23 protein-coding genes, 2 tRNA genes, 1 pseudogene and 1 riboswitch are annotated in these 24,909 nt (G+C 40.9%); of the genes and pseudogenes, 11 read left to right on the forward strand and 15 right to left on the reverse strand.

Annotated features, from left to right (window positions below; all coding sequences use genetic code 11):
- Positions 1-55: 55 nt before the first annotated feature.
- The 4 genes from MMY79_RS17280 to MMY79_RS17295 all read right to left on the reverse strand — a co-directional run bounded on the left by MMY79_RS17280 (position 56) and on the right by MMY79_RS17295 (position 3,073).
- On the reverse strand, positions 56-661 hold the full coding sequence (locus tag MMY79_RS17280) for a glutathione S-transferase family protein (protein WP_252610521.1): 606 nt from the start codon (positions 659-661) through the stop codon (positions 56-58).
- 49 nt (positions 662-710) lie between these two features.
- Positions 711-1,403, reverse strand: a complete 693-nt coding sequence (locus tag MMY79_RS17285; protein ID WP_252610524.1) for a YafY family protein — start codon at positions 1,401-1,403, stop codon at positions 711-713.
- 66 nt (positions 1,404-1,469) lie between these two features.
- Positions 1,470-2,144, reverse strand: a complete 675-nt coding sequence (locus MMY79_RS17290) for an HAD-IA family hydrolase (protein ID WP_252610526.1) — start codon at positions 2,142-2,144, stop codon at positions 1,470-1,472.
- Entirely contained in the window at positions 2,141-3,073 is a 933-nt protein-coding gene (locus tag MMY79_RS17295) for an RluA family pseudouridine synthase (protein WP_252610528.1), read from the reverse strand. Before MMY79_RS17295 ends, MMY79_RS17290 begins: the two co-directional genes overlap by 4 nt.
- A 721-nt stretch (positions 3,074-3,794) precedes the next feature.
- Between MMY79_RS17295 and MMY79_RS17300 the strand changes: the two genes are divergently transcribed.
- The 4 genes from MMY79_RS17300 to MMY79_RS17315 all read left to right on the forward strand — a co-directional run bounded on the left by MMY79_RS17300 (position 3,795) and on the right by MMY79_RS17315 (position 9,453).
- Entirely contained in the window at positions 3,795-7,127 is a 3,333-nt protein-coding gene (locus MMY79_RS17300) for an Rne/Rng family ribonuclease (protein WP_252610530.1), read from the forward strand.
- A 191-nt stretch (positions 7,128-7,318) separates the two neighbouring features.
- Entirely contained in the window at positions 7,319-9,160 is a 1,842-nt protein-coding gene (locus tag MMY79_RS17305) for a long-chain-acyl-CoA synthetase (RefSeq protein WP_252610532.1), read from the forward strand.
- Between the two features lie 120 nt (positions 9,161-9,280).
- Positions 9,281-9,356: transfer RNA gene (locus MMY79_RS17310), tRNA-Lys, on the forward strand.
- A gap of 21 nt (positions 9,357-9,377) precedes the next feature.
- Positions 9,378-9,453 (forward strand) — tRNA-Lys (locus tag MMY79_RS17315).
- Positions 9,454-9,516: 63 nt separating this feature from the next.
- Here MMY79_RS17315 and MMY79_RS17320 read toward each other — a convergent pair.
- Positions 9,517-10,413 carry a LysR family transcriptional regulator gene (locus MMY79_RS17320; protein WP_252610534.1) on the reverse strand — a complete coding sequence of 299 codons (897 nt, stop codon included), beginning with the start codon at positions 10,411-10,413 and terminating at the stop codon, positions 9,517-9,519.
- A gap of 112 nt (positions 10,414-10,525) precedes the next feature.
- Here MMY79_RS17320 and MMY79_RS17325 point away from each other — a divergent pair, with 112 nt between their 5' ends.
- A complete protein-coding gene (locus MMY79_RS17325) occupies positions 10,526-11,281 on the forward strand; it encodes an SDR family oxidoreductase (RefSeq protein ID WP_252610535.1) in 756 nt (251 codons plus the stop codon).
- A 44-nt stretch (positions 11,282-11,325) separates the two neighbouring features.
- Here the strand turns inward: MMY79_RS17325 and hemW are convergent, their stop codons facing one another.
- Positions 11,326-12,480 (reverse strand): radical SAM family heme chaperone HemW, encoded by a 1,155-nt coding sequence (gene hemW / locus MMY79_RS17330; RefSeq protein ID WP_252610536.1) that lies wholly within the window; start codon positions 12,478-12,480, stop codon positions 11,326-11,328.
- A 116-nt stretch (positions 12,481-12,596) separates the two neighbouring features.
- Between hemW and MMY79_RS17335 the strand changes: the two genes are divergently transcribed.
- Together MMY79_RS17335 and abeM are read left to right on the forward strand one after the other, a co-directional pair.
- The gene (locus tag MMY79_RS17335; protein ID WP_004794898.1) at positions 12,597-13,058 is read left to right on the forward strand and encodes a DMT family transporter; all 462 of its coding nucleotides are present in this window, start codon (positions 12,597-12,599) and stop codon (positions 13,056-13,058) included.
- Positions 13,059-13,090: 32 nt separating this feature from the next.
- The gene (abeM, locus tag MMY79_RS17340; protein ID WP_252610537.1) at positions 13,091-14,437 is read left to right on the forward strand and encodes a multidrug efflux MATE transporter AbeM; all 1,347 of its coding nucleotides are present in this window, start codon (positions 13,091-13,093) and stop codon (positions 14,435-14,437) included.
- Positions 14,438-14,470: 33 nt separating this feature from the next.
- Here the strand turns inward: abeM and MMY79_RS17345 are convergent, their stop codons facing one another.
- Entirely contained in the window at positions 14,471-15,721 is a 1,251-nt protein-coding gene (locus MMY79_RS17345) for an acyl-CoA dehydrogenase family protein (protein WP_005301987.1), read from the reverse strand.
- Between the two features lie 32 nt (positions 15,722-15,753).
- On the reverse strand, positions 15,754-17,001 hold the full coding sequence (locus MMY79_RS17350; RefSeq protein ID WP_151747387.1) for an SfnB family sulfur acquisition oxidoreductase: 1,248 nt from the start codon (positions 16,999-17,001) through the stop codon (positions 15,754-15,756).
- A gap of 256 nt (positions 17,002-17,257) precedes the next feature.
- Here MMY79_RS17350 and MMY79_RS17355 point away from each other — a divergent pair, with 256 nt between their 5' ends.
- The 3 genes from MMY79_RS17355 to MMY79_RS17365 all read left to right on the forward strand — a co-directional run bounded on the left by MMY79_RS17355 (position 17,258) and on the right by MMY79_RS17365 (position 19,495).
- Positions 17,258-18,556, forward strand: a complete 1,299-nt coding sequence (locus MMY79_RS17355) for an AarF/ABC1/UbiB kinase family protein (RefSeq protein ID WP_252610538.1) — start codon at positions 17,258-17,260, stop codon at positions 18,554-18,556.
- A 99-nt stretch (positions 18,557-18,655) separates the two neighbouring features.
- The gene (locus MMY79_RS17360) at positions 18,656-18,910 is read left to right on the forward strand and encodes a type B 50S ribosomal protein L31 (protein WP_252610539.1); all 255 of its coding nucleotides are present in this window, start codon (positions 18,656-18,658) and stop codon (positions 18,908-18,910) included.
- A 252-nt stretch (positions 18,911-19,162) separates the two neighbouring features.
- The gene (locus tag MMY79_RS17365; RefSeq protein ID WP_252610541.1) at positions 19,163-19,495 is read left to right on the forward strand and encodes a HopJ type III effector protein; all 333 of its coding nucleotides are present in this window, start codon (positions 19,163-19,165) and stop codon (positions 19,493-19,495) included.
- 161 nt (positions 19,496-19,656) lie between these two features.
- Here the strand turns inward: MMY79_RS17365 and MMY79_RS17370 are convergent.
- From MMY79_RS17370 to MMY79_RS17390, 5 genes and pseudogenes are all read right to left on the reverse strand, one after another.
- Positions 19,657-19,783, reverse strand: a pseudogene (locus MMY79_RS17370) (hypothetical protein).
- Between the two features lie 164 nt (positions 19,784-19,947).
- Complete coding sequence (gene crcB, locus MMY79_RS17375; protein ID WP_252610543.1) at positions 19,948-20,328, reverse strand: fluoride efflux transporter CrcB; 381 nt, start codon at positions 20,326-20,328, stop codon at positions 19,948-19,950.
- Positions 20,329-20,452: 124 nt separating this feature from the next.
- Positions 20,453-20,519: riboswitch (Fluoride riboswitch) on the reverse strand.
- Positions 20,520-20,564: 45 nt separating this feature from the next.
- Positions 20,565-20,975 (reverse strand): GFA family protein, encoded by a 411-nt coding sequence (locus tag MMY79_RS17380; protein ID WP_252610545.1) that lies wholly within the window; start codon positions 20,973-20,975, stop codon positions 20,565-20,567.
- 77 nt (positions 20,976-21,052) lie between these two features.
- On the reverse strand, positions 21,053-22,249 hold the full coding sequence (locus tag MMY79_RS17385) for a TIGR03862 family flavoprotein (protein WP_252610547.1): 1,197 nt from the start codon (positions 22,247-22,249) through the stop codon (positions 21,053-21,055).
- Positions 22,239-22,877: a tRNA (guanine-N(7)-)-methyltransferase gene (locus tag MMY79_RS17390; protein WP_252610550.1), complete on the reverse strand. Its 639-nt coding sequence runs from the start codon at positions 22,875-22,877 to the stop codon at positions 22,239-22,241. Before MMY79_RS17390 ends, MMY79_RS17385 begins: the two co-directional genes overlap by 11 nt.
- Before the next feature lie 87 nt (positions 22,878-22,964).
- Here MMY79_RS17390 and MMY79_RS17395 point away from each other — a divergent pair, with 87 nt between their 5' ends.
- On the forward strand, positions 22,965-23,159 hold the full coding sequence (locus MMY79_RS17395; protein ID WP_004794921.1) for a DNA gyrase inhibitor YacG: 195 nt from the start codon (positions 22,965-22,967) through the stop codon (positions 23,157-23,159).
- On the opposite strand, the gene MMY79_RS17400 is transcribed toward MMY79_RS17395, so the two are convergent.
- Together MMY79_RS17400 and hemH are read right to left on the reverse strand one after the other, a co-directional pair.
- Positions 23,156-23,800, reverse strand: a complete 645-nt coding sequence (locus MMY79_RS17400) for an MBL fold metallo-hydrolase (protein WP_252610551.1) — start codon at positions 23,798-23,800, stop codon at positions 23,156-23,158. The two genes, MMY79_RS17395 and MMY79_RS17400, sit on opposite strands and share 4 nt — an antisense overlap.
- Before the next feature lie 23 nt (positions 23,801-23,823).
- Positions 23,824-24,840, reverse strand: a complete 1,017-nt coding sequence (hemH, locus tag MMY79_RS17405) for a ferrochelatase (protein WP_252610553.1) — start codon at positions 24,838-24,840, stop codon at positions 23,824-23,826.
- Positions 24,841-24,909: the final 69 nt, after the last annotated feature.

Genomic DNA, 24,909 nt, shown 5'->3' on the forward strand with positions numbered 1-24,909 from the left:
TGTATTTAAAAAATAAAAAAAGTCACCCAAATGGGTGACTCTGAACAGCATAGGTTTACAACAATGAACCCATAGTGCTTTGTTTTAAGCCTTCGCGTAGTTTGATAGTTTCAACATAACGCGTAATGGCAGGATGGGATTCAATCGCACCCATTTTCAATTGCCATAACAGCATTGCTCCGACACTTACATCTGCAGCAGTAAATTGTTCGCCACACACATACGGATTTGCTTCACTAAGCCCTAGTACTAAAGCTTTGTAAGCATCGTTGTAATCACCATAACCCACAAACATTTTTTGCTCAGGCGACACATCTATTCCGAGAGCTTTATCAACACCAGCAGCTTCCCATGGACCTGCCATCACAAATAACCAGCGATAGTACAAACCACGTTTAGGATCATCTAGTGCAGGAGCTAATCCCTTATCGAAAAATTTATCAGCCAGATAAGCACAGATTGCACCTAACTCATAAATCACGACATCACCATCTACCAATACTGGCACTTTCCCAAAAGGGTTAATTTTTAGATATTCTGGTGTTTTCATTTCAGTCTTGTATTCGACTTCAATACGTTCACACTCAACACCTAATTCGACTAAAAGCCAGTCGATCACAACACCACGTGATTCTTTGTTAGTATAAAGTTTAAGGCTCATTTTTATGGCTCCTTGTTTATCTTGGAACCTAGTCTACAAAACCTCTTTGTCAGTTTTTGTCAGTAGTCTGCGATTCTTGTGCCCACCACTGTTGAAATAGTTGTTGCTTAAATGATGGATATAATTCTTGGCTTAAACTCAGCTGTTGAATACGGTCGATTCTAAAATGTCTAAAATCCTGCCTGAGTTCACACCATGCAGCCAACACAATTTTGTCGTTAAAATATCCCAAGGCAAAAGGCCACAAGGTTCGGACACTACTTCGTTGCTGTTCATCATGATAATGCATCGAAATTTTGACTTGCTGGCGAATAGCTAAACGTACTTGTTCGACTTGATTTTCATCGACAGGCAGCCATGTATTAAATGCTCTTAAAGTCGTTTGCTGCAACAAATATTGCCGATGTTCAGGCAAAACAGAATTCAATTTAGCCAATATTGATGTAGATGCTGATTGTAACGCTTGATCTGGCACACTCTTCAACCAATACAACGCCAAAAAAATAGCTTCGACTTCATTTTCATTGAGTGTCATTGGTGGCAGTACAATATCTTCTTTCAGCTGAAAACCTATACCTGCCGATGCCTCAATGGCTACCCCTTGTTCACGTAAACTATCGATATCCCGATAGATACTTCGGACACTAATTCCAAGACGCTCAGCGAGAACTTGTGCGGTGATTGGGTAACGCGCTTCGCGAAGTTGTTGTAAAAGATTTAATAGACGAATAGAACGACTCATTTTTCTCTTCTTATTGTTTTTAAATTTGAATAAGGGGGAATTATATCCCCCTTGTACTGCTTTAAATTAAACTAGATCTACAGCAGGTAACTGAGCATAACCCTTTAAGAAATGATGAAGCTCTTGAACATCTTTGGCAATGGTTAAAGGCTGGAACTGTTGTAGCACTTCAACCGAATGCACGCCATAGCCAACACCAATACGCGGCATGTTTAACCGCTGAGCCATCTCAAGATCATAGCTACTATCACCAATCATTACCGCACGTTCAACACTCACACCAGTGACTGTTAATATCTCTTGCAACATGAGTGGATCTGGTTTCGATCGAGTTTCATTGGCCGCTCGAGTCACATCAAAAAGATGAGTACTCTGTGTTTTTGCGATTACACGATCTAGCCCACGACGGTTTTTACCCGTCGCGACTGCAAGTTTTAAACCTTGCGCTTTTAAATCATGTAAAAGCTCAGCAACACCATCGAACCATGCATCATTTGTAGAGTTAGCAATATAGTGATCACCATATGCTTTTAAAATTGAGTCATGTAACTCAGGTGCTTCTGGAAATAGGGTTTGCATAACTTCAGGCAAGCCTAAACCAATAATACTTTTTGCTGCTTCATCGGTTAAAGGCAATTCATGTTGTTCTGCAGCATGTTGCAAGCTAGCAACAATCTGTCCAACAGAGTTATATAAAGTCCCATCCCAGTCGAAAATAACTAATTCGGTTTTTAGACTCATTTTGCCACTCTCAAAGCCTTTAATAACTGGGTCATGTCTTCTGGCAACGGTGCTTCAATCGGTGGATAACCCGGAATATCTAAACGCATCGCATGTAAACATAGACGGCGTGCTTCAGGGCCAGTGTACGCAGTCGTATGTCCATATTTATCGTCACCAATCAGCGGGTGTCCAATGCTTAAACCGTGCACACGAATCTGATGAGTACGACCTGACAAAGGTGATGCATGGATCAATGTTGCATTTTTAAAGCGCTCTGCTACAACCCATTCAGTTTTACTTGGTTTGCCATCTTTAGTCACACGCACACGACGTTCGCCATTTGCCAACTCATATCGCAATAAAGGTGCATCAATCAGCTGTTTATCTAAGCTCACTTGACCTTTAACAATCGCAGCATAAGTTTTACGAATTTTGTGCTCACGCAACATATCTTGTAGTTGTTTTAATGTGCTACGTTTTTTACTAATCATGACCAGACCTGAAGTATCACGGTCAATACGATGAATAAGTTCTAAATATTTTTTGCCCGTCGCTGCACGTAATGCCTCAATCAGACCATATGCCATACCACTACCACCATGGACAGCAATGCCTGAAGGCTTGTTAACAACTAATAGACCTTCATCCTCATACACCACACGGCTTAATAAGCCTTGTGCCACACTGTCACTGACAGGAGCGGCTGTTTCATCTTTTTGTTCGTAACGAATTGGAGCAACACGAATCTGGTCGCCAATCTCAAGTTTAGTCTCAGCTTTTACACGTTTTTTATTTACTCGAACCTGACTTTCACGAATCAAACGATAAATACGACTTTTAGGTACACCTTTTAAACGCGAGAACAGGAAATTATCAATTCGCTGCCCTGCTTGATGTTCATCCACCTCAAACCAAGTGACACTTTGCCATTGCTGTGTAGAATTCATACTAATATTTAAACCTGAAATTTTGCTAAATTTGATTAATAAATGACCGTTTAGCTTAGTTTTTTCACAAGAAATCTAAGCTTAGCCCATAGGCAGATGCTGCAAGGTTTGATATAGTCAGCGCACGGATACCGCCGTAAGTGAACATCTAATAGGGAATTTCCCTGATTGAAACCTCAATCAAAATGATGCTTTCACCATCAGCTCGGATAGGTCCTAAAGAATTATGCCGACGCCGAAGGCTTATTATATCGGCAAAATGACAAACTGTTGCGTTTAATTCAGTTTGTTCAAAAAAATATGTTACCAACTCTAGTTGGTTATGGAACGTAAACTGATACACATCAGACAAATCGCTCCTTAAAGTTGCCTTCAGGCTAAAGCGTTGATGCATTGGAACTGCCGAAAGCACCGATACGATGAACATTCCGTATCAAACTTCCAAAAAGAAGTCACTTCGCGCTCAATGACAGTGAAAGTCATTAACCAATGCACCGCTCACCCGCCAGTGAAGCACTAAGGAAGTCCGATTTAAAGGTTGAAGCAGTATTGCCTACATCACAGACGAGAATCGAAGTTAAGGCTAAATGTAGCCGGTAACAGATGACTCAGACCACAAATATTTTGAGATCTGGGAAATGATCCGTCATGTGCGATGTTCGTTCAGAACCTTTAAGTTTGTGCGATATGTTTGTGTGGGTCACTATTAGGTGTCACACCCATGAAACGTATGTTGATTAATGCAACTCACGCAGAAGAAGTCCGCGTTGCACTTATCACTGGTAATCGTCTTTACGATTTTGATTTAGAAAATCGTACCCGAGAACAGAAAAAATCCAATATCTATAAAGGCCATGTAACCCGCGTAGAACCGTCTTTAGAAGCTGTGTTTGTTGAATATGGCGCAGGCCGTCAAGGCTTCTTGTCTATGCGTGAAATTGCGAATAGCTATTTCCAAGCAGACCCGCGACAAACTTCAAACATTCGTGAACTCATCACTGAAGGTACTGAATTACTTGTTCAGGTTGAAAAAGAAGAACGTGGTAACAAAGGCGCTGCCCTTTCTACATTCATTTCACTTGCAGGACGTTATTTGGTTCTTATGCCAAACAACCCGAAAGGCGGTGGTATTAGCCGTCAAATTTCAGGTTCTGTACGTGAAGAATTAAAAGAAATTTTAGCTTCTTTAAATTTACCTCGCGGCATGAGTGTTATTGTGCGTACCGCAGGTATTGGCCGTACTCAAGAAGAATTACAGTTAGATTTGCAGCATTTGCTTGACCTTTGGGCACAAATCCAAGGCACAGCAAGTTCTGGTCCGTCTCCAATGCTTGTTCACCAAGAAGCTGGTGTAGTCACTCGTGCTATCCGCGATTACTTACGTGATGACGTTGCAGAAATTTTAATTGATAGTGAACAAGCCTATAACGAAGCTTATAACTTTGTTAAAGCAGTTATGCCTCGTCAATTAGACAAACTTAAAACTTATACTTTAAATGAGCCATTGTTTGCTCATTTTGGTATTGAAAGCCAAATTCAAACTGCTTACGAGCGTGAAGTAAAACTTCCTTCTGGTGGTTCAATCGTAATTGACCAGACTGAAGCTTTAGTTTCAATCGACATTAACTCTGCGAAATCAACTCGTGGACATGATGTTGAAGAAACTGCGCTTAATACAAACTTAGAAGCAGCAGAAGAAATTGCTCGCCAACTTCGTCTTCGTGACATTGGTGGTTTAGTTGTGATCGACTTTATTGACATGACTAAAGAACGCAACCAACGCATGGTTGAAGCAAAACTTCGTGAAGCAACGCAAAGCGACCGTGCACGTATCCAGTTTGGCCAACTCTCTCGTTTTGGCTTAATGGAAATGAGCCGTCAGCGCTTACGTCCATCACTTGAAGAAGCAACTGGATATGTATGCCCACGCTGTCATGGCACGGGTATGGTTCGTGACTTACGTTCACTTTCGCTTTCAATTATGCGTAAAGTAGAAGAAATCGCACTTCGTGAACGTCATGGTGAAGTCCAAGTAGAAGTTCCTGTTGAAATTGCAGCGTTCTTACTTAATGAAAAACGCCATAGCCTTGTTTATTTAGAACAAACTTCTAGTGTTCGTGTGACTATTTTACCTCACCCGCACTTAGAAACACCTCACTATGAAATTCAGTACAATCCAGATGGATTTGCACCATCTAGCTATGAGCGTACTGAAGCAACTCGTTCAAGCGAGAAAGAGTTAGGTTATGAATCTTCTGAATGGCATTTAGAAGAAGCAGATCATGGCCATGCTCATGCAGCTCCTGCTGCAAATAACGCAGCTGGTCAAAAGAAAGCAAATCAAGCAGCTCAACCTTCTGCTGCTCAGCCAAGCACTCAAAAAGCAGCAAGCCCTCTTGCATGGTTAGAGAACCTTTTTGTTCAAAAACAAGCTAAAACTATTGACCAATCTCGTTCAGCACAAAATGCTGCTGCGACAATTGAACAAATGGTTAATACTGGCGCTGTAAGCCGTGGCCAGTTTGGACAAGTTGTAGTACCGCCAGTTGCTGAAACTGTTCCAGCACCATCTAATAATGCTTACATTTCACAATCTCCGGCTAAACAGGACGTTCGTGAAAATGTTGAAAAAGACGATAAAGTACAACAACGTCCAAACAACAAAAAACGTAAGCACAAAGAGCAACGTGAACAACATCATCATGCTCAAGAACCACAACAACTGCAGCAGCAACAGCCACAACAGGTTCATGAAGAAGTTGTACAGTTATCACGTCAAGAACAACGTGAGTTAAAACGTCAACAAAAACGTCAGCACCCTGATCAGTCACATCCACAACATCAAAATGATGGACAACAAACTGAAAATGCTGTGCCGCGTCGTGACCGTAATAACCAACAACGTCCGAACCGTCCAAATCGCCACCGCGATCCAAGCGTATTGAATGAAAATCAAAATGCGCCGGCGGCACCAGCAGTTGTTGATGAGAAACAAATTAAGGTTAATTTGATTGATGCTCCAAAGCATGAAGTCATGAATACAGCCTTAGTGATCAATGTTGATCAGGCACAAAGCGAGATTATTGCTTTAACTCCTGAGCAACATGTTGAACGTACTGAAACAGCACCTGTTGTTGAAGTCGCTCAAGAGTCAGCTCCAGCACCTGTTGCTGTTGTAGAAGAGACCGTAACTGCTGAAGTAGAAGCAACTACGACTCCTCCTGCAGACAACAAAACTCAACCGCAAATCCAACGTGCGAGTAATGACCCTCGTATGCGTCGCCGTGAACAACGCAACGCAAAACGTGCTAAAGCTGCGGTACCTTCTATTGCCCCATCGCAAATTCCAACTTTGGCGCAATATACGATTGGTAGCTTGATTCGTCATGTTTATGGTGAAGATTGCACAGTATTGATTGAACAGTTTGGTTTAGTTCCAACATTCAATCGTGCATTGCAGAAGTTTGCAGATCAGTACACAAGTACTCTAGCAACTGAAGTCGTGTCTGATGCTGAAGACAAGAAGCCTGTTACTCGTGATGCAGAGCTTCCAAGCAACAAACCGTCACAAGAAGTAGAGCCTGCGCCTGTACTTGCATTGACGCCACAAAAAGAGCAAACACCACGTGTTGCTAATGATCCACGTGAGCGTCGTCGTTTAGCAAAACTTGCTGCTGAACAAGCTTTTGAGCAAGTTAAACAACAACACTCTGCACCAGAAGAGGCTGCTCCTGTAGCTCCAGCTGTTGAAGAAGCTGTGGTTGCTCCGGTTGCTGAAACACAAGCACCTGTTGAGTCAAAACAACAACCGCTTGAGCTTGATCAGGTTGCTGAAGTAGCGCAAAGTGAAACAACTGTAGTTGAAGCTCCTGTTGTGAAACAACCGAAAGCATCGACAAGAGCAAAAGCAGCTACAGAACAAGCAGTAGCACCAGCAGAAGCTACTTCAGAGGTTGAATCAGATGATTCTAAGGCAGATCTGGACAAACCAAATCGCCCTCCTCGCCGTCCTCGTGGTCGTCCACCAAAGAAAGCAAATCCTGTAGCTGAGTAAATCATTTGCTCAATTGCAGCTAATTTAAACAAACCTAGTCATTTCGATGACTAGGTTTTTTTTGTTATTTTTAAACAATTAGGTTGATTGCACTAGAAGAAAAGTTTTAAAAGCATGGTGAACCATGAAAAATACTGTACTTTTGCCAACGCAACCTTTTTTGGATTGATCGAAAAATAAATAGGATTGATATGAGCCAGACAACACAGACCGATATCATTACGCTTGGTGATGTTGCAACAAGACTTCCTAGCTTCATCCCCAAGGTACCCCATATCCTGAATGGTCTTAAACAGGCTTACTTAAGAACAGCAAATACACCAACAGGATTAGGTGTGGCTTTTGAAAAAGCTGTTAAGCGAAATCCGCAAGGTATTGCATTATTATTTGAAGATCAAAGTTACTCATATGAAGTTTTAAACGAATGGGCTAACCAGATTTCTCATTACTATCTCTCTCTCGGCGCACGTAAAGGTGACGTAATCGCCGTAATGGTTGAGAACCGTTCTGAGCTTATCGCTACGATTGTAGGCTTAGCTAAAATTGGGGTAACTATTGCGCTTGTTAATACCTCTCAAGTAGGTAAGGTCCTCGCTCATAGTATCAATCTTGTAAAACCAATTGCCGTAATTGCAGGTGAAGAAGTTCGAGCAGTCATTGATGAAATTCGTCAGGACCTCAATGTTCCCAAAGACCGTTTCCATTGGTTCGCAGATCAGGCTACACGTCAAGATGCGGGAACAGCACCTCAAGGTTATGCCAATCTTGCAATAGAAATTGATCAATTTCCAAAATTTAACCCATCGACTACGCAGTCTGTTCATGGGAATGATGGCCTGTTTTATATTTATACCTCTGGCACTACAGGCTTACCGAAGGCTGTTATTTTCAAACACAGTCGCTGGACGCTCGCATATGGCACCTATGGTCACATTTTAAACCTTGGCCCAGATGATGTGATGTATGTAACTTTACCGCTTTACCATGCAACTGGTGTAGTAGTTTGCTGGTGTGGTGTGATTGCTGGAAGTTCGACCCTTGCAATTCGACGTAAATATTCAACCAGTGCGTTCTGGAAAGATGTTCAGAAATTCAATGCCTCTGCAATTGGCTATGTAGGAGAGCTTTGCCGCTATTTAATGGATGCCCCTACAACAGAAATTGACCGTGCCCACCGCGTAACCAAAATGATCGGTAACGGCATGCGTCCAAACATCTGGGATAAGTTCAAACAACGTTTTGGTGTGCAAGAAGTTCTTGAGCTTTATGCCTCAAGTGAAGGCAATGTCGGGTTTAGTAATATTTTTAACTTTGACAACACCGTAGGTTTCTCTCCTACGCCATATGCCATTATTGAGTTTGATAAAGAGAAAAATGAACCTGTCCGCGATAAAAAGGGCTGGTGTAAAAAAGTTAAAGCAGGTGAAATTGGTTTGCTGGTCGGTAAAATTACCAGTCGCTCCCCTTTTGACGGCTATACAGACCCAGAAAAGAATAAATCTGTGATTATGAAAGATGTCTTTAAAAAAGGTGATTCATATTTCAACACAGGTGACCTTGTTCGTAATATTGGTTTCCGTCATGCCCAGTTTGTTGACCGCTTAGGTGATACCTTCCGCTGGAAAGGCGAAAATGTATCTACTACTGAAGTTGAGAACATGGTTTGTGAGTATGACAAAATCGCTGAAGCAGTGGTCTATGGGGTAGAAATCCCAAATACCAATGGTCGTGCTGGTATGGCAGCAATCACACTTGCTGATGGTGCTGAGTTAAATGAGTCTGATTTAACCGAAATGGTCACTATATTTAAAAAATGCCTACCTGCTTATGCCGTACCCGTGTTTTTACGTGTGCAAGCTAAAGTTGAAACAACTGGTACTTTTAAATATCAAAAGAATAAATTGAAGGAAGACTCGTTTAATCCAAGCAAAACTTCTGAACGTTTACTCGCTTTATTACCTGGTGCGAACAGTTATTGTGACGTCACAACTGAAATTTTTGACAACATTCAGGCATATAAATACCGTTTTTAGTTCATTTTTTAGCTAAACAAGAGGAAATCGTGCTTTTTATAGGCAATCATGCAAATGTTTTTGATTTACCTCTTGTGTTAGTTGAATAACTTGCTAAAATACGCGACATCAAAACGATACGGGTCGTTAGCTCAGTTGGTAGAGCAGCGGACTTTTAATCCGTTGGTCCCGCGTTCGAGTCGCGGACGACCCACCACTTATCTGTTTTGACCTATTTGGGTCGTTAGCTCAGCTGGTAGAGCAGCGGACTTTTAATCCGTTGGTCCCGCGTTCGAATCGCGGACGACCCACCAAATTCTAAAAAGCCTCTCACTGCGAGAGGCTTTTTTTATTGTTATCTTATTTTAGTTTCATGACTAAAAGATGACGATGCATTTCTTATATAAAATATCTTTAACCCAATTCATAAAGATTTCTAAACGTTTAGGAATATAGCTTCGGTTCGGATATAAAATATTGAGTGGCAAAGATTGAGCAGTATGTGCACTTAGCACTTCAACCAAGGTTCCTTGCTCTATTTTATCCTGAACATCGTAGTATGGAAGTTGAATAATCCCTAAGCCAGCACAAGCCGCTGCAACATAGGCTTCTGTATTATTTACACTTAAAGCACTATCAATCATCACTGTTCCATTTTGATATAAAAATATACCCTGCTTTTCTCCTACAGCGCCCGCATAGTTAATGAGTTTGTGCTGAGATAGATCTTCTAATTGTTCAGGAACACCGTACTGTTCCAAATAATGAGGACTTGCACAGTTCACCATAATCAAATTGCCAACGAACTTCGCGATCAAGCTACTATTCTCTAGCTGCCCCACCCGAACAACACAATCGATTCCCTTCTCGATCAAGTCAGTGATGTCATCTGAGCTATTCAGTTGTAAATGGATATCTGGATAACGACTATAAAAATCGGGAAGTTCAGGAATAATCACTTGATGCACAACTCGGCTGGGCATTGAAATTTTTAGCGTGCCACGGTAATGCTGCTTTTGCATTTGTATGAGTTGTTCAAGCTGCTCATAGTCAAATAATAGGTTTTGACATTCGGGCAATATTCTTTGTCCATCTTGAGTGAGGCTTACTTTGCGCGTAGTTCGATGAAATAACCGAACACCATAGTGAGTTTCCAGTTGCTGAATTGCACTCGTCACTGTCGAGCGAGGTAAATCAAGCTGATTTGCCACTTCACTAAAGCTTTGCCGTTTAGCGACTTCTGTAAAAATAAAAAATTGCTGCAACCGATCCATTTAATTGTTCGTATTTCCTGAATAGTTAAACCAAACTAGCATAATTGATCAAAAATTACCGCCAATCTAGACTAAAAACACATTAAAACAAGTCATCATAGGAACAATCATCATGGCAATTCATACTCTTAAAGATAAAGTTGTACTGATTACAGGCGGTGCAAAAAACTTAGGTGGACTTATTAGCCGTAAATTTGCAGAACAAGGTGCAAAAATTGCAATTCACTACAATAGCGTTGAAACTCAAGCAGATGCAGAACAGACACTCTCAGATGTAACAGCATTCGGTGTAGACGCTGTTTTAATTCAGGCAGATCTAAAGGATATTGATAATATTGAAAAGCTCTTCTTAGACACTAAACAACATTTTGGTGGAATTGATATTGCTATTAATACAGTTGGGAAGGTTTTAAAGAAATCGTTTTTAGACACCACAGAACAAGAGTTTGATAGCATGAGCGATATCAACTCAAAAATTGCCTATTTCTTTATTCAATCGGCGGGTCGTCATTTAAATGACGGCGGAAAGATCTGTTCAATCGTTACATCTCTTCTTGCAGCTTACACTGGGCTGTATTCAACCTATGAAGGCTTAAAAGCACCTGTTGAGCATTACACTCGCGCTGCATCCAAAGAGTTTGGTGATCGCCAGATTTCTGTGACTGCTGTTGCACCTGGCCCAATGGATACACCATTCTTTTATGGACAAGAATCTGCCGAGGCAGTGGCTTACCACAAATCAGCTTCAGCTTTAGGTGGGCTTACCAAAATTGAAGATATCGAATCTCTAGTTCGCTTTTTGGTGACCGATGGTTGGTGGATTACAGGTCAGACAATTTTTGCAAATGGTGGCTACACCACTCGCTAAAATCAAAAAGCCGCATTTGATAATGCGGCTTTTTCTTTGCTTTATTATAAAAACTCTTCAAGCACGGAGTTCAAGAAAATATGCCCTTGCTCTGTACAAGCCAAACGAGAACTATCCTCTACCAGAAGCTTTCTAGCTCTCAGTGAAGTGAGTACCTCGTTTAAATGATCTAAGCTTAAGCCTGTTCGCTGTTCATATAACTCAGCTTTTACCCCATCATTTAGACGTAAAGCATTCATCATAAACTCAAAAGGTAGCTCTTCTGCCTCAATCTTTTTCATTTGCAAGTGTTCAGCAGGAACCTTAGCTAAATAGTCTTTTGGCAAACGAGTCTTCTGGAAACGATACACACCATCGGGCCGTGTCACTTTGCCATGTGCACCTGCCCCAATCGCAAGATAATCACCAAATTCCCAATAATTCAAATTATGTGCTGAAGGCAGCTCTTTACGCCATGCCGAAACTTCATAATTTATAAAACCATTTGCCTTAAGATATGCCTCACCCTGCTCTTGAATGTCTTCAAGCATTTCATCTTGCGGTAAAACGGGTTGAGTACGGAAGAAAACGGTATTCGGTTCAATGGTAAGTTGATACCAACTAATATGAGTTGCGCCACTTTCTACAGCAAGCTTGAGATCATAGAGCGCCTGCTCTAGCGTTTGCTCAGGCAAACCATGCATTAAGTCTACATTCACTCGCTTAAAGCCAGCCTGCTTTGCTTGTTGAATCGCTTCAATTGCATTGTTTGCAGAATGAATACGGCCAAGCTTTTGCAAATGATCAGTATCAAAGCTCTGAACACCTATCGATAAGCGATTAATGCCAGCCTCTAAATACCCTGCAAATGGGTCATGCTCTACCGTTCCCGGATTTGCCTCTAAGGTAATTTCGCAGCCATCTTCAAATTTAAGCAATGACTTAAGTTCTGCAAATAACCATACATAACCCTGTGCCGAAATCAGTGAAGGGGTTCCACCACCAATAAACACACTATGAATTGGGCGTCCCTGTGCCATTTCTAGTTGAGTTTCAAAGTCGGCGACCAACGCTTTTAAATAGGTTTGCTCAAGTTCTGACGAAAGTGCTCCATCTGGTACAGCATGCGAGTTAAAGTCACAATATGGACATTTACGCACACACCAAGGCATATGGATATATAAAGATAAAGGAACAGAAGCAGGGTTTAATACGGCCAAGGAGCAGGTCCAATTTACACAATATTTCTATTTTAACATGACTGCATCAATGGGCTTATGAAAACATACCTTAATTGCTTTAGACTAAATTTAAACATTATTAAATACTGATAAAAATGATGAAATTCTCTAGTCAACTTTTCCTGATCTTACCCTTAGCTATGGGAATCGGTGTTGCCATGGCTTTTCAGACCGCAATTAATGCTCAACTGCGCGAGCAACTACACTCACCCTTACAAGCAGCTTTATTATCATTTTTCATAGGTACTATTGTTTTAGCGATTATGGTTTTCTTTCAAAGTGCCGAGAAGCCCTCTTTAAGTGAAATATCAAATATTCCATGGCTTCTTTGGACTGGAGGATTTCTTGGGGTTTATGCAATCAGCATGAGCATTTATACTGCACCTAAGCTTGGTTTTTTAACCTTTACAGGGCTAGTCGTTTTTGGGCAAATCGTTATTTCTATGTTACTTGATCATTTTGGTTGGTTGGGCACAGAAAAGACACCTGTTACATGGCAACGGTTTCTTGGTGGAGTCATCATCTTTGTCGGTGTGGTACTCACTTTGCAGCGTTAGCTTCATTTTTATATTTAAAAAGAGTACCTTTTGTGTCGAATGTCACATCTTTTCGGTCTGAATTAAAACAACTCTTCCACTTAATGCTACCGATTTTAATTACCCAGTTTGCTCAAGCAGGATTCGGGTTAATTGACACTATTATGGCTGGGCATTTATCTGCAACCGATTTAGCAGCAATTGCTGTAGGGGTCGGTTTGTGGGTTCCAATCATGCTCCTGTTCAGCGGCATTATGATTGCAACTACACCCTTGGTAGCCGAAGCAAAAGGCGCAAGAAATACAGAGCAGATCCCTGTCGTTGTTCGTCAGTCATTGTGGGTTGCTGTCATTTTAGGTGTACTGGCAATGCTCATTTTGCAGCTTATGCCGTTTTTCTTGCATGTGTTCGGCGTACCAGAGAGCTTACGACCTAAAGCAAGCTTGTTCTTGCATGCAATTGGTTTAGGTATGCCAGCTGTGACCATGTATGCAGCGCTACGTGGCTATTCAGAAGCATTAGGCCATCCACGCCCTGTCACAGCTATTAGCATATTAGCCTTAGTTGTGTTGATTCCTCTTAACATGGTTTTTATGCATGGATTAGGGCCAATACCTGCTTTGGGTAGCGCGGGCTGTGGTTTTGCAACATCCATTTTACAGTGGCTCATGCTAATTACTTTAGCTGGCTATATTTATAAAGCCTCAGCTTATCAAAACACATCTATTTTTAGCCGATTTGATAAAATTAATATGGCTTTAGTTAAAAGAATTTTACAGCTTGGTCTACCAATCGGTTTAGCTGTGTTCTTTGAGATTAGTATTTTTAGTACAGGTGCATTGGTCCTTAGCCCACTTGGTGAAGTGTTTATTGCTGCACACCAAGTCGCAATTTCCGTTACCTCTGTGCTGTTTATGATTCCGCTTTCACTAGCCATTGCCTTAACTATCCGTGTCGGTACTTATTATGGTGAAAAGAACTGGGCTGCAATGTATCAAGTACAAAAGATTGGTCTCAGCACAGCAATATTTTTTGCCATATTAACCATGACTTTTATTGCTCTAGGCCGTGAACAAATTATCTCGATTTATACTCAAGACTTAAACGTAGCTCCTGTTGCAATGTATTTACTTTGGTTTGCAATGGCATATCAGTTGATGGATGCATTACAAGTAAGTGCCGCAGGCTGTTTAAGAGGTATGCAAGATACTCAAGCACCCATGTGGATTACGCTCATGGCATATTGGGTAATTGCTTTCCCTATTGGGCTTTATTTAGCACGTTATACCCATTGGGGCGTTGCTGGTGTTTGGCTAGGTTTAATTATTGGTTTAAGCATTGCTTGTGTTTTATTACTCTCACGGCTTTATTTAAATACCAAACGTTTAAGCCAGACCTAATAAAAAAGCCGATGTTTCATCGGCTTTTTTTCATTATGCAGACTTTGCTCGCGGGCTTGCTCCAATTTGCCAGACAAAGGGTAAATCGGTACGGTTCACTTCCCAATCGCCAATCACCTTTTCTTTATAAATGAGTGGATTATGAGAAGAGACTGTTCGTGCATTACGCCAGAAACGGTCAAGTTGTTTGACCTGACTACTTGCCGATGCACCTAAAGCGTTAAATAACTGGCTGGTTAAATCCAATACCAAATTAGAAATCACCACCTGCCCTTGTGCCGACTCAAGTTCTGCATCTACATTAAACTGATGTTCTTTCACCTCTAACTCACTAAAGTGACTTTCATAAGCCTTCTGTAAGGCTTCTGCTGTTTTAATCGTAATTGCTAGACTTCCATAGGCTTGAGCCGAGGCTTTACCCACCACCTGTAAAACTTGTGGGTCGTGACGAACAAGGTCCCCATTACCATGACTAAAAATACGCTTTCGCTCACGTATTTCTTGGCTAAAAGTTTCGACCGCAGCATGCGCAATCCCTGTTAGCGTTGCAAGGTGGACAACCTGATAAAAAGCAGTTTGATATTTAAAACGCTGGTCGAATGGAATAAGGTGCGAAGCTGGTAAATGCACCTGATGCACTTTTAAAGTACCACTGCCCGTTGTCTTTTGACCAAAGCCATCCCAATCATCAATCACACTTACCCCAGTTTCATGGCGATAAATAGCAGCAATCACATGACGGTCATTCACTTCATCGTAAGCAAATAAATCGATCCAGTCAGCAAAGATACTTCCTGTTGAATAGTACTTTTCACCATTCACCACCAAGTTGCCCGAAGCATCTTTGGTTACTCGTGTAACGACATCACCAATCTGTACATTTCCAACTTCGGTCCATGCGTTTCCAACTAAATCACCTTGTACAAAACGCTGAAACCAGACTTCCTGCGAATGCTCTTTATGGGCAACTAAGCGGTCTTCAACAAAAGCAAAGTGTCCACGCAACGCTTGCACAATATTCGAATCTGCTTGCGCCAATTCTGCTAGAAGCTGAAAAAGTTGTGGCAATGATACCCCATCTCCACCATATTTAACGGGTACCCGTACTGCACCTAATTTGAGTTCTTTTAACCACTGAATCGGTTCAAAAGGTAAGATTCGTTCTTTTTCCCGTTGAATTGCACCTTGGGCAATTTTTTCAAAAACTGGACGAAATCTACTTGCTACCTTTTCATAATCGGCGCCTACCGATAGCTCTTCTAATTCAATTTGCGTAATTGTCATCTTTATTCTCCTAATCTTATTTTTTCTTCACTTTAGCTCCATGCATGACGAGGTGGATGGATGCCATTGAGGTAGTAATTACCGACAATGTGATATTTCCAACGCACTGGATCATGCAAGGTGTGAGTACGCGCATTACGCCAATGGCGGTCCAGATTAAGCTCTGACAAAGTAGAACGTGTTCCAGACAACTCAAAAAGCTTATTCGCTGCTAAAATCGCAACTTCTGTAGTGAGTACTTTTGCTTCAGCAACTAGCAATGTCGCTTGATTTACATGTTCTTCTGTTGTGTCGGCAATCGCTTGATCAATCGCATCTCCTGCTAAATCTAATACTGCTTCTGCTGCACGCAGTTTTATTTTTAAATCACCAATATTTGCAATCGTATAGGGGTCATCACTGGCTTTTTCCAAACCTGAATCGACCCATGCACGACTATGATTTTTGACATAGTGAATTGTTTCTTCAATCGCACCACGTGCAATACCAGCATCAACAGCAGCTTGAATAAATTGTGAAATTGCACCTGCTGGTGTAGGACGTTCGAAAGCCTGATAAATCGGAATTAGATATTCTTCACGTACTGGAACTTGATTAAGTTCAACGGTCCCACTGGCTGTGGTTCTTTGCCCGAAACCAGACCAGTCATTAATAATATTCACTCCTGAAGTTTCCCGAGGAACTAGCGCCGCATAAGGCTGCCCTTGTTCATTCACAGCGACAATTGGAACCCAATGTGCCAGCAATGCGCCTGTTGCAAAAAACTTCTTCCCATTAATTTCATAACCGTGCTCGGTCTTTTTTAATGTGGTAGTGAGGTCAGCCACCGTTTTGCTATGTTTTTCCGAAAATGCATTGCCAAAACGAATTCCTCTCAATACTAAATTAAAGAAGAACTGTTGTTGTTCTGGACCTGCATCAAGACGTAAATGCTCAATAAAAGCCAAGTGATTTTGGGGAAGCTGTGCAAGAGATGGATCAACACTCGCAATTGTCTTGATGACCTCAGCCAAGGTTCGATATTTGACTTGTGCACCACCAAATTGCTTAGGAACCGTAATGGCCCATAAGCCGCTTTGTGAAAACTGTTGAATTTCATTTAGAGGTAAACGGCGCTCCTTGTCTCGATCGGATGCTTCGTGTGCGAACTCTTGCGCAAGTTGTTTAGCAACCTCAATTGCTTCTTCATCAGAACGAATAATATGCGCATCTTTTGACTGCTCAAACACAGATAAAGGAACCGCCTGAGACCGCCCATGGGCTGAACTTAAACTTGTCATAACTTTTGTTATCTCTATTTTTATTTAACCTGCTATTCACATTAGCACCAAAAAAACAGACACTTTATAGATATTAAAGCTTTGTTTATGAAATGGATTTTCACAAGCTTTTCACATTTTTTACTATAAAAATAACATTTTGTTTTTCGAAAATTTTCTTACATGAGATAAACAATTTCATATAGGCTTTTTAAGCTTTGTCACCTATGATCAAAACTAGGCAATATTATGTTGTAGTCAATGAGGTATCGAAGATATGGCAAAGAATGCAAGTTCACCCGGCAAACGATTTATGAAACTTGCAGGAATGACCGCGAGCATTGCAACGAAAACCGTTTCTAACTCGATTCGAAACTTGACCGCAGACGAAGAGCAAAAGCTGGCTTCAAAAACCAAGTTATTTCAGGATATTGGTTTGCAAATTGCCGACACCTTAGGTGAAATGAAAGGTGCCGTCATGAAGGTCGGCCAAATTGCATCTCAATATAAAGATATTTTCCCACCCGAAGTCGCTAAAGCAATTTCAAAGTTACAACGCCAAGCCCCAGCGATGCCTTTTGCTGCTATTCAACAACAAGTTGAACGTGAGCTTGGAAAACCGCTCAATGTTGCCTTTAAATCTTTTGATCAAGAACCTTTTGCAGCTGCTTCAATTGGCCAAGTCCACAAAGCTACTCTGCCTAGTGGCGAACAAGTTGTAGTGAAAGTTCAATACCCTGGTGTTGATGAAGCCTGTGAAAGTGACTTAAAACAAGTGCGTTTAGCACTTCGTTTAATGGGTGTACTTAAAATTGATAAAAAGCTACAAGATCAGCTTTTTGCAGAAATTCAAGATAGTCTTTCAGCAGAACTTAACTATGAAATCGAGGCTCAAAACCTTGAAGTTTTTAAAACATTTCATAGCCAGTTAGATGACAAAATTATTATCCCTACTGTTTATAAAGATTATTCTTCAAGACGTATTTTAACCTTGAGCCTCGAACAAGGTGACAGCATTGAAACTGCCAGTGTATGGCCTATCGAAATTCGAAACACGATTGGACGTCGTTTGATTCGTGCTTTAGGTCAGGAAATGTTCTTTTTAAAACGTTTTCACTGTGACCCTCACCCGGGTAACTTTGCCTTCCGCCAAGATGGCAGTGTCATTATTTATGACTATGGCAGTGTTAAAACGCTTTCCAATGAAATTGTGTATAGTTTCAAACGATTGGTAAATGCAGCTCGTCATGAAAATATCGAGCTTATTGAAACAGAACTGCTTGAACTACACTCTCTTGCTGAAAAAGGTAAGTTCCCGAGTGATCTATATAAGCTCTGGATTGAAGTGTTATTACGTCCGCTTAATACCACCTATGATTTTGCCGAGAACTCATCCCACCATGATGGTATGTTGCTTGTGAAAAAATCTTTGAAGTACTGGGATGTCTTTAAACCATCGCCAGATACGCTTATGGTTAATAGAACCATTTCAGGACATTACTGGAACCTGATTCACTTAAAAGTACATGACAACCTTAGTCATTTATTTGAAGAACTAGTCCCCCCTTCTAACTAATTAAATTTTAAGTCAGTGTAACCTTTATGGGGTACATTGACTTTTTAATTGTTATGTTATAACATTTCTTTAATCAAAAATAATTTAGGACAATCTCTCATGCGTAAAGATATTCATCCTGCTTATCAACAAGTGTTATTTCATGACACCAATGCAGATGTTTACTTCTTAATTGGCAGTACTCTTCAGTCTAAACAAACCAAAGAATATCAAGGACAAGTCTATCCTTATGTAACCCTTGATATTTCAAGTGCATCTCACCCTTTCTACACAGGTGAAGTACGTCAAGCAAGTAACGAAGGCCGTGTTGCAACCTTTAATAAACGCTTCGCTCGCTTTAATCGTAAGAGTTAATCTTACGTTAAGATTTGAGCAATACACTTAAATCATTGGAAGCCTAAGACTATCTCCTCCACTTAGGCTTCTTTTTTTTATGTGTATTTTTTCGATCTTTTTATGTTGTGTATAAAAGAGAACTTATCCACAACTTATATAAAAACTCTTCTTATTTTTCCCGCAACTCATCAATTTTTTGCATTCGCCGAGCTTTCAAAGTTGTTATTCGATGCTATCCTTGAACCCTCATTTAATAGGAAGTTTAAGATAATGGCACAAGAGTTACTTGCACAATTACAAGCAGGCACAGCAAAATTTTCAGACGTTTTAGCTCATATTGAAGCACGTTACCAACATACTCCAACGGCTTTTCAAAATGGTGCACAGCTTAATGCTGCGACTGAAAATCAAGGCAGTGCAAAAGTTTTCTCTTTTGCCAAGTTACAAGGTTTAGACCAAGCACAAACTTTGAGTTTATTTGCAGAACACTACGCATCTGTATTGGCTACTCCTGAGGGCACTGATCATCAAAATATTCGTCAGTTTATGCAAAATGGTTGGAATGGTGTGAAGTTTGAAGGTCAAGCTTTAACTGAAAAATAATAAGTGCTAGTAAGTAATGTCTTAAATTAGAAGATTGTCACAACAGAATTTTTTCAGTGACGTTCTATATCTAGACTAGCCTTCGGCTCGACCTACTTTTCTTTTGGAAAAAGTAGGCAAAACCATTTTCATCAACAGAACCTGTTCACTGTTTACACTTATCAAGTATCTTGCAAAAACAAGATATAGCTGATTTCAGTCAGGCTGTTGATGACTTTAACGCGTATCAAATCCCAGAAATAAATCAGAAGTTTTTAATTCATCATTTACTATCGTGACAAGCGGCATGGATGCCGCTGTTTTGCTGTGCTACATGGATGTAGCATCAGCGAAACAAAAGATTTTTGCTTACTTTTGATCTTTCAAAAGTAAGGTATGCCTATACAAATGGTCTTGGAGAGTATGTAAAACAGAGGCCGTGCAGTATATCCCTATCCTTAAACATCGGAATATCAGTTGCCTGCCACCCAATAATAAGTCGCCAACCCCAAGCACGTAAAAATTAATGATCCAATTAAATGGATAGAAATCCCCAATATCGCCATTCCCAATTTGCCACTTTGTAATAAAGTCACAATCTCAATTGAGAACGTTGAAAACGTAGTTAAAGCACCACAAAAACCCGTAATCACAAAGAGCTTATAGTTCGGGCTTAAATCACTTTGAGCAAAGTAGGCAATTGCAAAACCAATAATAAAACCACCGACTAAATTAACAGTGACAGTGCCAAGTGGAATTTGTGGGTAGATCGGGTTGAGTTTTAAGCCTAGAAACCAACGCAACCATGCCCCTAGAACTGAACCTAAAGCAATTGAAAGTAGAGAGTAATACATAAGACTACCCCTTTAGATAGACGCTAAAAGAGCAAAAAATAATGAAGGAAAATATAACATGGCGTACTCCAAAAATAAGCAGAGTACGCAATAACCTACGTACCCAGCGATATAAATACATGAGGGTAACGTAGGCATCATTAGCCAATACGGCGGTTTTTCAGAGGAGGAATGCCATCTCCCCGTTTTAAGTATATTAGATCATTTTGAATTTGATTTAAATATACTTTTTCAAATCATGGTCGTTCAGCAAATTGTGGTAAATCACCCTGAATACAGTCCCACTCTGCCTTAGAAGCTGCAAAAATATGCATTGTCGGCTTTTGGTTTAATGGGGTATCAAGTGTCCCTATTCTTAAACGGTATAATTCAGGCTGTCCATCACGCGAACTAATCAAAGGTGAACCACATTCACTACAGAACCAGCGGTACACACCTTCCACAGCAAATTTTTTGACTAAGTTTTCACCTTGGGTGATTTTAAAATCTGCGCTATTGATAGGAGCATTAGTTGCAAATGCTGTTCCGTTCGCTTTTCGGCAGCGTTGGCAATGGCATTGAATAATATCTCCGATACCGCCTTTAATTTCATAGCGAATACCCTGACATAAACAACTTCCCTGATAGACTGGCGATGCTTGAGACATGTTTTCGTAAATCCTATTATTATTGATTGCTCAAAAATAACACTTTTCACATATCAAACATAGCACCAAATTAGTTGTTATTTTTCTAAGAATGAATGCACACCTTCACCAGCCGCTCGCCCTGTGGCAAAGCATGCAGTAAGTAAGTATCCGCCCGTAGGGGCATCCCAATCCAGCATTTCACCACAGCAAAACACACCTGAGATTTGTTTGAGGCTCAAGTTTTCAGTTAATGCTTTTTGCTTAATACCACCAGCACAGCTAATCGCTTCTTCGATGGGTCTAAAGCCCTCTAACTTGATTTGAAGTGCTTTAATTTGCTGAGCCATAACATCTGGTTGGCTCCATAACGCTTTATCAACGACTTCTCTAATTAAGTTAATTTTAGCTGTGTCTAAACCTGCTTTACGCCAGATATTAGTGAGCGATTGTTTTTTACCACTTTCTAATTTCTTAACTAGCACTGATAGCTCAACATCAGGCAACAAATCCAAAAACAAATTTAAGCTCTTCCCTTGTTTTTGTTGTTCTCGTAAAGCTCGTCCGAGTTTATAGATAACGCCACTCTCTAAACCATAGTGAGTAATTACAATATCTCCATGTGTAATCTGGCTAGGTTCAACCCACGCATTGATACGTTTTAAAGGTTCACCAAAACAGCTTTCCATAAAAGTAGACCACGCGTGCAATACACCTGCATTACTTGGTTGGAAAGGCTCAACATTAGATTGATCAACCCATTGCTGCCATGCACCATCACTACCTAATTGTGACCAAGACACCGCACCGCAGGCCAATACAACCGCATCATATTGCTGGGTAAAAGTTTCAGCATTCTGATTTTGTAAAGTCACTGCCGTACCTTTCAAATCAATACAACGATGACGATAAAAGAATTTAACTTGCTGCTCTGCTAAGCGTTTTAGCCAAGCACGCAGTAAAGGTGCCGCTTTCATTTCGACAGGAAAAATGCGACCTGAAGTACCAACGTAGGATTCAATCCCCAGACTTTTCATCCAGCTTTGAATCCAGACTGCATCCCATTTTTCAACCCACGGTTTGAGCCATTCTACATGGTCATAACGTTCAATAAACTGTGCTAAAAGTTCGGCGTGCGAGATGTTTAAGCCCGTTTTACCTGCCATTAGAAACTTACGCGCAGCAGAGGGCTTTTGTTCATAGACATCAATATCATAAGCGTATTGGCTGAGCACCTCAGCAGCCATAAGACCTGCTGGGCCTGCCCCAATAATGGCAACCCGCTTATTCGCCATGTGTTTGCCCTTGCAATGGCGCGAATTCATCAAATCGAGTTTTATAACCCTCAGGCTTGGTCATAATGAGCTGCTGGCAAAGCTCACTGCGCTCTAAATACTTAATCTCAAAATGTGTACGTGCAGACGTTTGAGCAATTTTTTCTTTTTGGTAAGGCAGCTTCCATACATTTAATAACTGATGCTCTGCCTCTTCAATATATTCAGGAATGTTACTTGCCAGAGTAATGGTTCCACCTGTTTGCAGACGCGAGATTAAGAACTCGAAAAATGGCATATTTAACCAGCGCTGTGCTGGATTATGTGGTTCTGGATTTGGGTAGAGAATAAAGAAATGTTCAACTTGAGCAGGATGTAAAGCATGCACTACCCAAGGTAAAGCATCTGCATGTACAGGCATCAAGTTATCTCTTGGTTCCAAACCATGCTGTTTTTGCATTGCTAAGTATTTTTCTCGGGTTCGTTCAATTGCATACAACGTGTGCTGTGGCTGTTGCCCACTAAATAGCAAAGCATGTTTACCCTTGCCCGCTCCAATTTCTACACAAATTGGGGTATTTTCAATTGGGGTAAAATCGCGAGGCGCTTGCATACGTTGTGCTTGAAATTGACGAATCGGCATAATCACATCAAACTAAATAAAAATCGGCACAAGTCTAACAAGTCACCTGACTTTTGCCTAATCTATTTCTCTTCACTTTGAGGATATCGCTTTATGCCACGTACATTCCCCTGCCCACGTTGTGGTGAACCAAGCGTTTGGGAAGGTAATGAATTTCGTCCGTTTTGTTCTGAACGTTGTAAATTAATTGATTTAGGCGCTTGGGCAAACGATGAATATAGACTGCCTACCCAAGATGCTCCTCAGCAAAACAAGGGTAGTCAAAATGAAGATGATTATGAGGATTAACCTGCTTTACCGGCGACAAAAGGGTTAAATTGCTTTTCATAGCCAATGGTACTCATTGGACCATGTCCAGAAATAAACTGAGTATCATCTGGCAAACTAAAACATTCACGTTTAATCGATTCAATCAACTGCTCATGGTTACCACGTGGGAAGTCTGTTCGTCCAATCGAACCTTTAAACAGAACATCGCCTGTCCAAAGTAAGCCATGGTTTTTATTATAAAAAACCACATGTCCTGGCGTGTGCCCCGGTGCAAAGCGTACTTCAAACTCATCTTCGCCAAGTTTTAGTACTTCGCCGCCTTCAAGCCATTGATCGACTTTGACAGGTTGTGGAATTGGAAAGCCATAACGTGCTGATACTTCCTGAATCATATCTAGCCAGAACTGGTCCTCTTTGTGTGGGCCAATAACCGGAACGCTCCATTCTTTGGCAAGCTCACCTACTGCTCCTGCATGATCTAAATGCCCATGAGTTAGCCATAGAGCCCTCACTTTTAAACCTAATGCTTCTACTTCTTTTTTCAAAACAGCAGCATCACCACCCGCATCAATCAAAACTGCTTCTTTCGTTTCACTGTCCCAAACAAGGGAACAATTTTGAGCAAATGCAGTAACAGGAACAATTTTGACTTGCAGCATAAAAACCTCTGGCTAAAACGCAATTAACGGTGGGCTAAGGTATGGGTAAGGGCATCAAGATTAGCCTGAACTAAACCTGCAAGCAAATCAATATGAGCCTGATCGCTATTTAAAGCTGGAATATAAGCATAGCTACCACCACCTGCTTCTTGAAACAACTCTGCGTTTTGAATAGCTAACTCTTCAAGTGTTTCTAAACAATCGGCAGAAAAAGCTGGGCTTAATACCTGAACAGATTTAACGCCTTGCTTCGCCCAATCTTGTAAAAGCTGGTCTGTATAAGGCTTGACCCATTCTTGTTTTCCAAAACGTGATTGGAAGCTAATTGCCCATTCATCATCTTTTAAATGTAAGGCTTCAGCGACTAGCTTTGCTGTAATGCGACAACGATCTGCATAAGGGTCGCCTTTGTCTGCATACGGCTGTGGAATACCGTGAAATGACATCAACAGCTTTTCAGCTTTACCATGCTGCTCTTGGTAGGCTAAAACGCTTTCTGCCAAGGCTTGAATAAACATAGGATGCTGATAATAGTCTTTAATAATGGTCAGACCTGGCAAGTTCCGCTGAGCTGGAATCCACTTGGCAAATGCATCATATAACGGCGCTGTAGACGTTGCAGAATATTGAGGAAACAAAGGCAATAAGATGACATGTTCTTGTGGGTTAGCCGCCAATTTTTCTAAAACTGCATCAATACCCGGATTACCGTAAGTCATTGCGGTTAAAACAGTTAAATCAAACTGTTTATTTTCTTGCTCTAAATAAGCCTGCACACGTTTGGTTTGTTCAAACACAATTTCGCGCATTGGCGAGTCTGTTGACCATACCGAAGCATAGGCATGCGCCACTCTTTTCGGGCGAAAAGGTAAAACAAACAGATTTAAAATAATCCACCAAATGAATTTTGGTATTTCAATCACGCGTGGATCAGATAAAAACTGTTTTAAAAAACGGCGCACCGCAGGCGCAGTCGCCTCATCTGGTGTGCCTAAATTCGCTAAAATGACAGTAACTTTCGGTTTTTGTTCAAACGACATGAGTAAATGCCTTTCAGTTCATCTTATGACACTAATGTAACAGTTTTCAGTGTCATATATAAATTGAAT

The organism is Acinetobacter sp. XS-4, assembly GCF_023920705.1.
GTDB lineage: Bacteria > Pseudomonadota > Gammaproteobacteria > Pseudomonadales > Moraxellaceae > Acinetobacter.

Excerpts from the sequence above, each read along its gene's own strand:
- MMY79_RS17280 (WP_252610521.1), bottom strand. The coding sequence starts at position 661 with ATGAGCCTTAAACTTTATACTAACAAAGAATCACGTGGTGTTGTGATC.
- MMY79_RS17285 (WP_252610524.1), bottom strand. The coding sequence starts at position 1,403 with ATGAGTCGTTCTATTCGTCTATTAAATCTTTTACAACAACTTCGCGAA.
- MMY79_RS17290 (WP_252610526.1), bottom strand. The coding sequence starts at position 2,144 with ATGAGTCTAAAAACCGAATTAGTTATTTTCGACTGGGATGGGACTTTA.
- MMY79_RS17295 (WP_252610528.1), bottom strand. The coding sequence starts at position 3,073 with ATGAATTCTACACAGCAATGGCAAAGTGTCACTTGGTTTGAGGTGGAT.
- MMY79_RS17300 (WP_252610530.1), top strand. The coding sequence starts at position 3,795 with ATGAAACGTATGTTGATTAATGCAACTCACGCAGAAGAAGTCCGCGTT.
- MMY79_RS17305 (WP_252610532.1), top strand. The coding sequence starts at position 7,319 with ATGAGCCAGACAACACAGACCGATATCATTACGCTTGGTGATGTTGCA.
- MMY79_RS17320 (WP_252610534.1), bottom strand. The coding sequence starts at position 10,413 with ATGGATCGGTTGCAGCAATTTTTTATTTTTACAGAAGTCGCTAAACGG.
- MMY79_RS17325 (WP_252610535.1), top strand. The coding sequence starts at position 10,526 with ATGGCAATTCATACTCTTAAAGATAAAGTTGTACTGATTACAGGCGGT.
- MMY79_RS17335 (WP_004794898.1), top strand. The coding sequence starts at position 12,597 with ATGATGAAATTCTCTAGTCAACTTTTCCTGATCTTACCCTTAGCTATG.
- MMY79_RS17345 (WP_005301987.1), bottom strand. The coding sequence starts at position 15,721 with ATGACAATTACGCAAATTGAATTAGAAGAGCTATCGGTAGGCGCCGAT.
- MMY79_RS17350 (WP_151747387.1), bottom strand. The coding sequence starts at position 17,001 with ATGACAAGTTTAAGTTCAGCCCATGGGCGGTCTCAGGCGGTTCCTTTA.
- MMY79_RS17355 (WP_252610538.1), top strand. The coding sequence starts at position 17,258 with ATGGCAAAGAATGCAAGTTCACCCGGCAAACGATTTATGAAACTTGCA.
- MMY79_RS17360 (WP_252610539.1), top strand. The coding sequence starts at position 18,656 with ATGCGTAAAGATATTCATCCTGCTTATCAACAAGTGTTATTTCATGAC.
- MMY79_RS17365 (WP_252610541.1), top strand. The coding sequence starts at position 19,163 with ATGGCACAAGAGTTACTTGCACAATTACAAGCAGGCACAGCAAAATTT.
- crcB (WP_252610543.1), bottom strand. The coding sequence starts at position 20,328 with ATGTATTACTCTCTACTTTCAATTGCTTTAGGTTCAGTTCTAGGGGCA.
- MMY79_RS17380 (WP_252610545.1), bottom strand. The coding sequence starts at position 20,975 with ATGTCTCAAGCATCGCCAGTCTATCAGGGAAGTTGTTTATGTCAGGGT.
- MMY79_RS17385 (WP_252610547.1), bottom strand. The coding sequence starts at position 22,249 with ATGGCGAATAAGCGGGTTGCCATTATTGGGGCAGGCCCAGCAGGTCTT.
- MMY79_RS17395 (WP_004794921.1), top strand. The coding sequence starts at position 22,965 with ATGCCACGTACATTCCCCTGCCCACGTTGTGGTGAACCAAGCGTTTGG.
- MMY79_RS17400 (WP_252610551.1), bottom strand. The coding sequence starts at position 23,800 with ATGCTGCAAGTCAAAATTGTTCCTGTTACTGCATTTGCTCAAAATTGT.
- hemH (WP_252610553.1), bottom strand. The coding sequence starts at position 24,840 with ATGTCGTTTGAACAAAAACCGAAAGTTACTGTCATTTTAGCGAATTTA.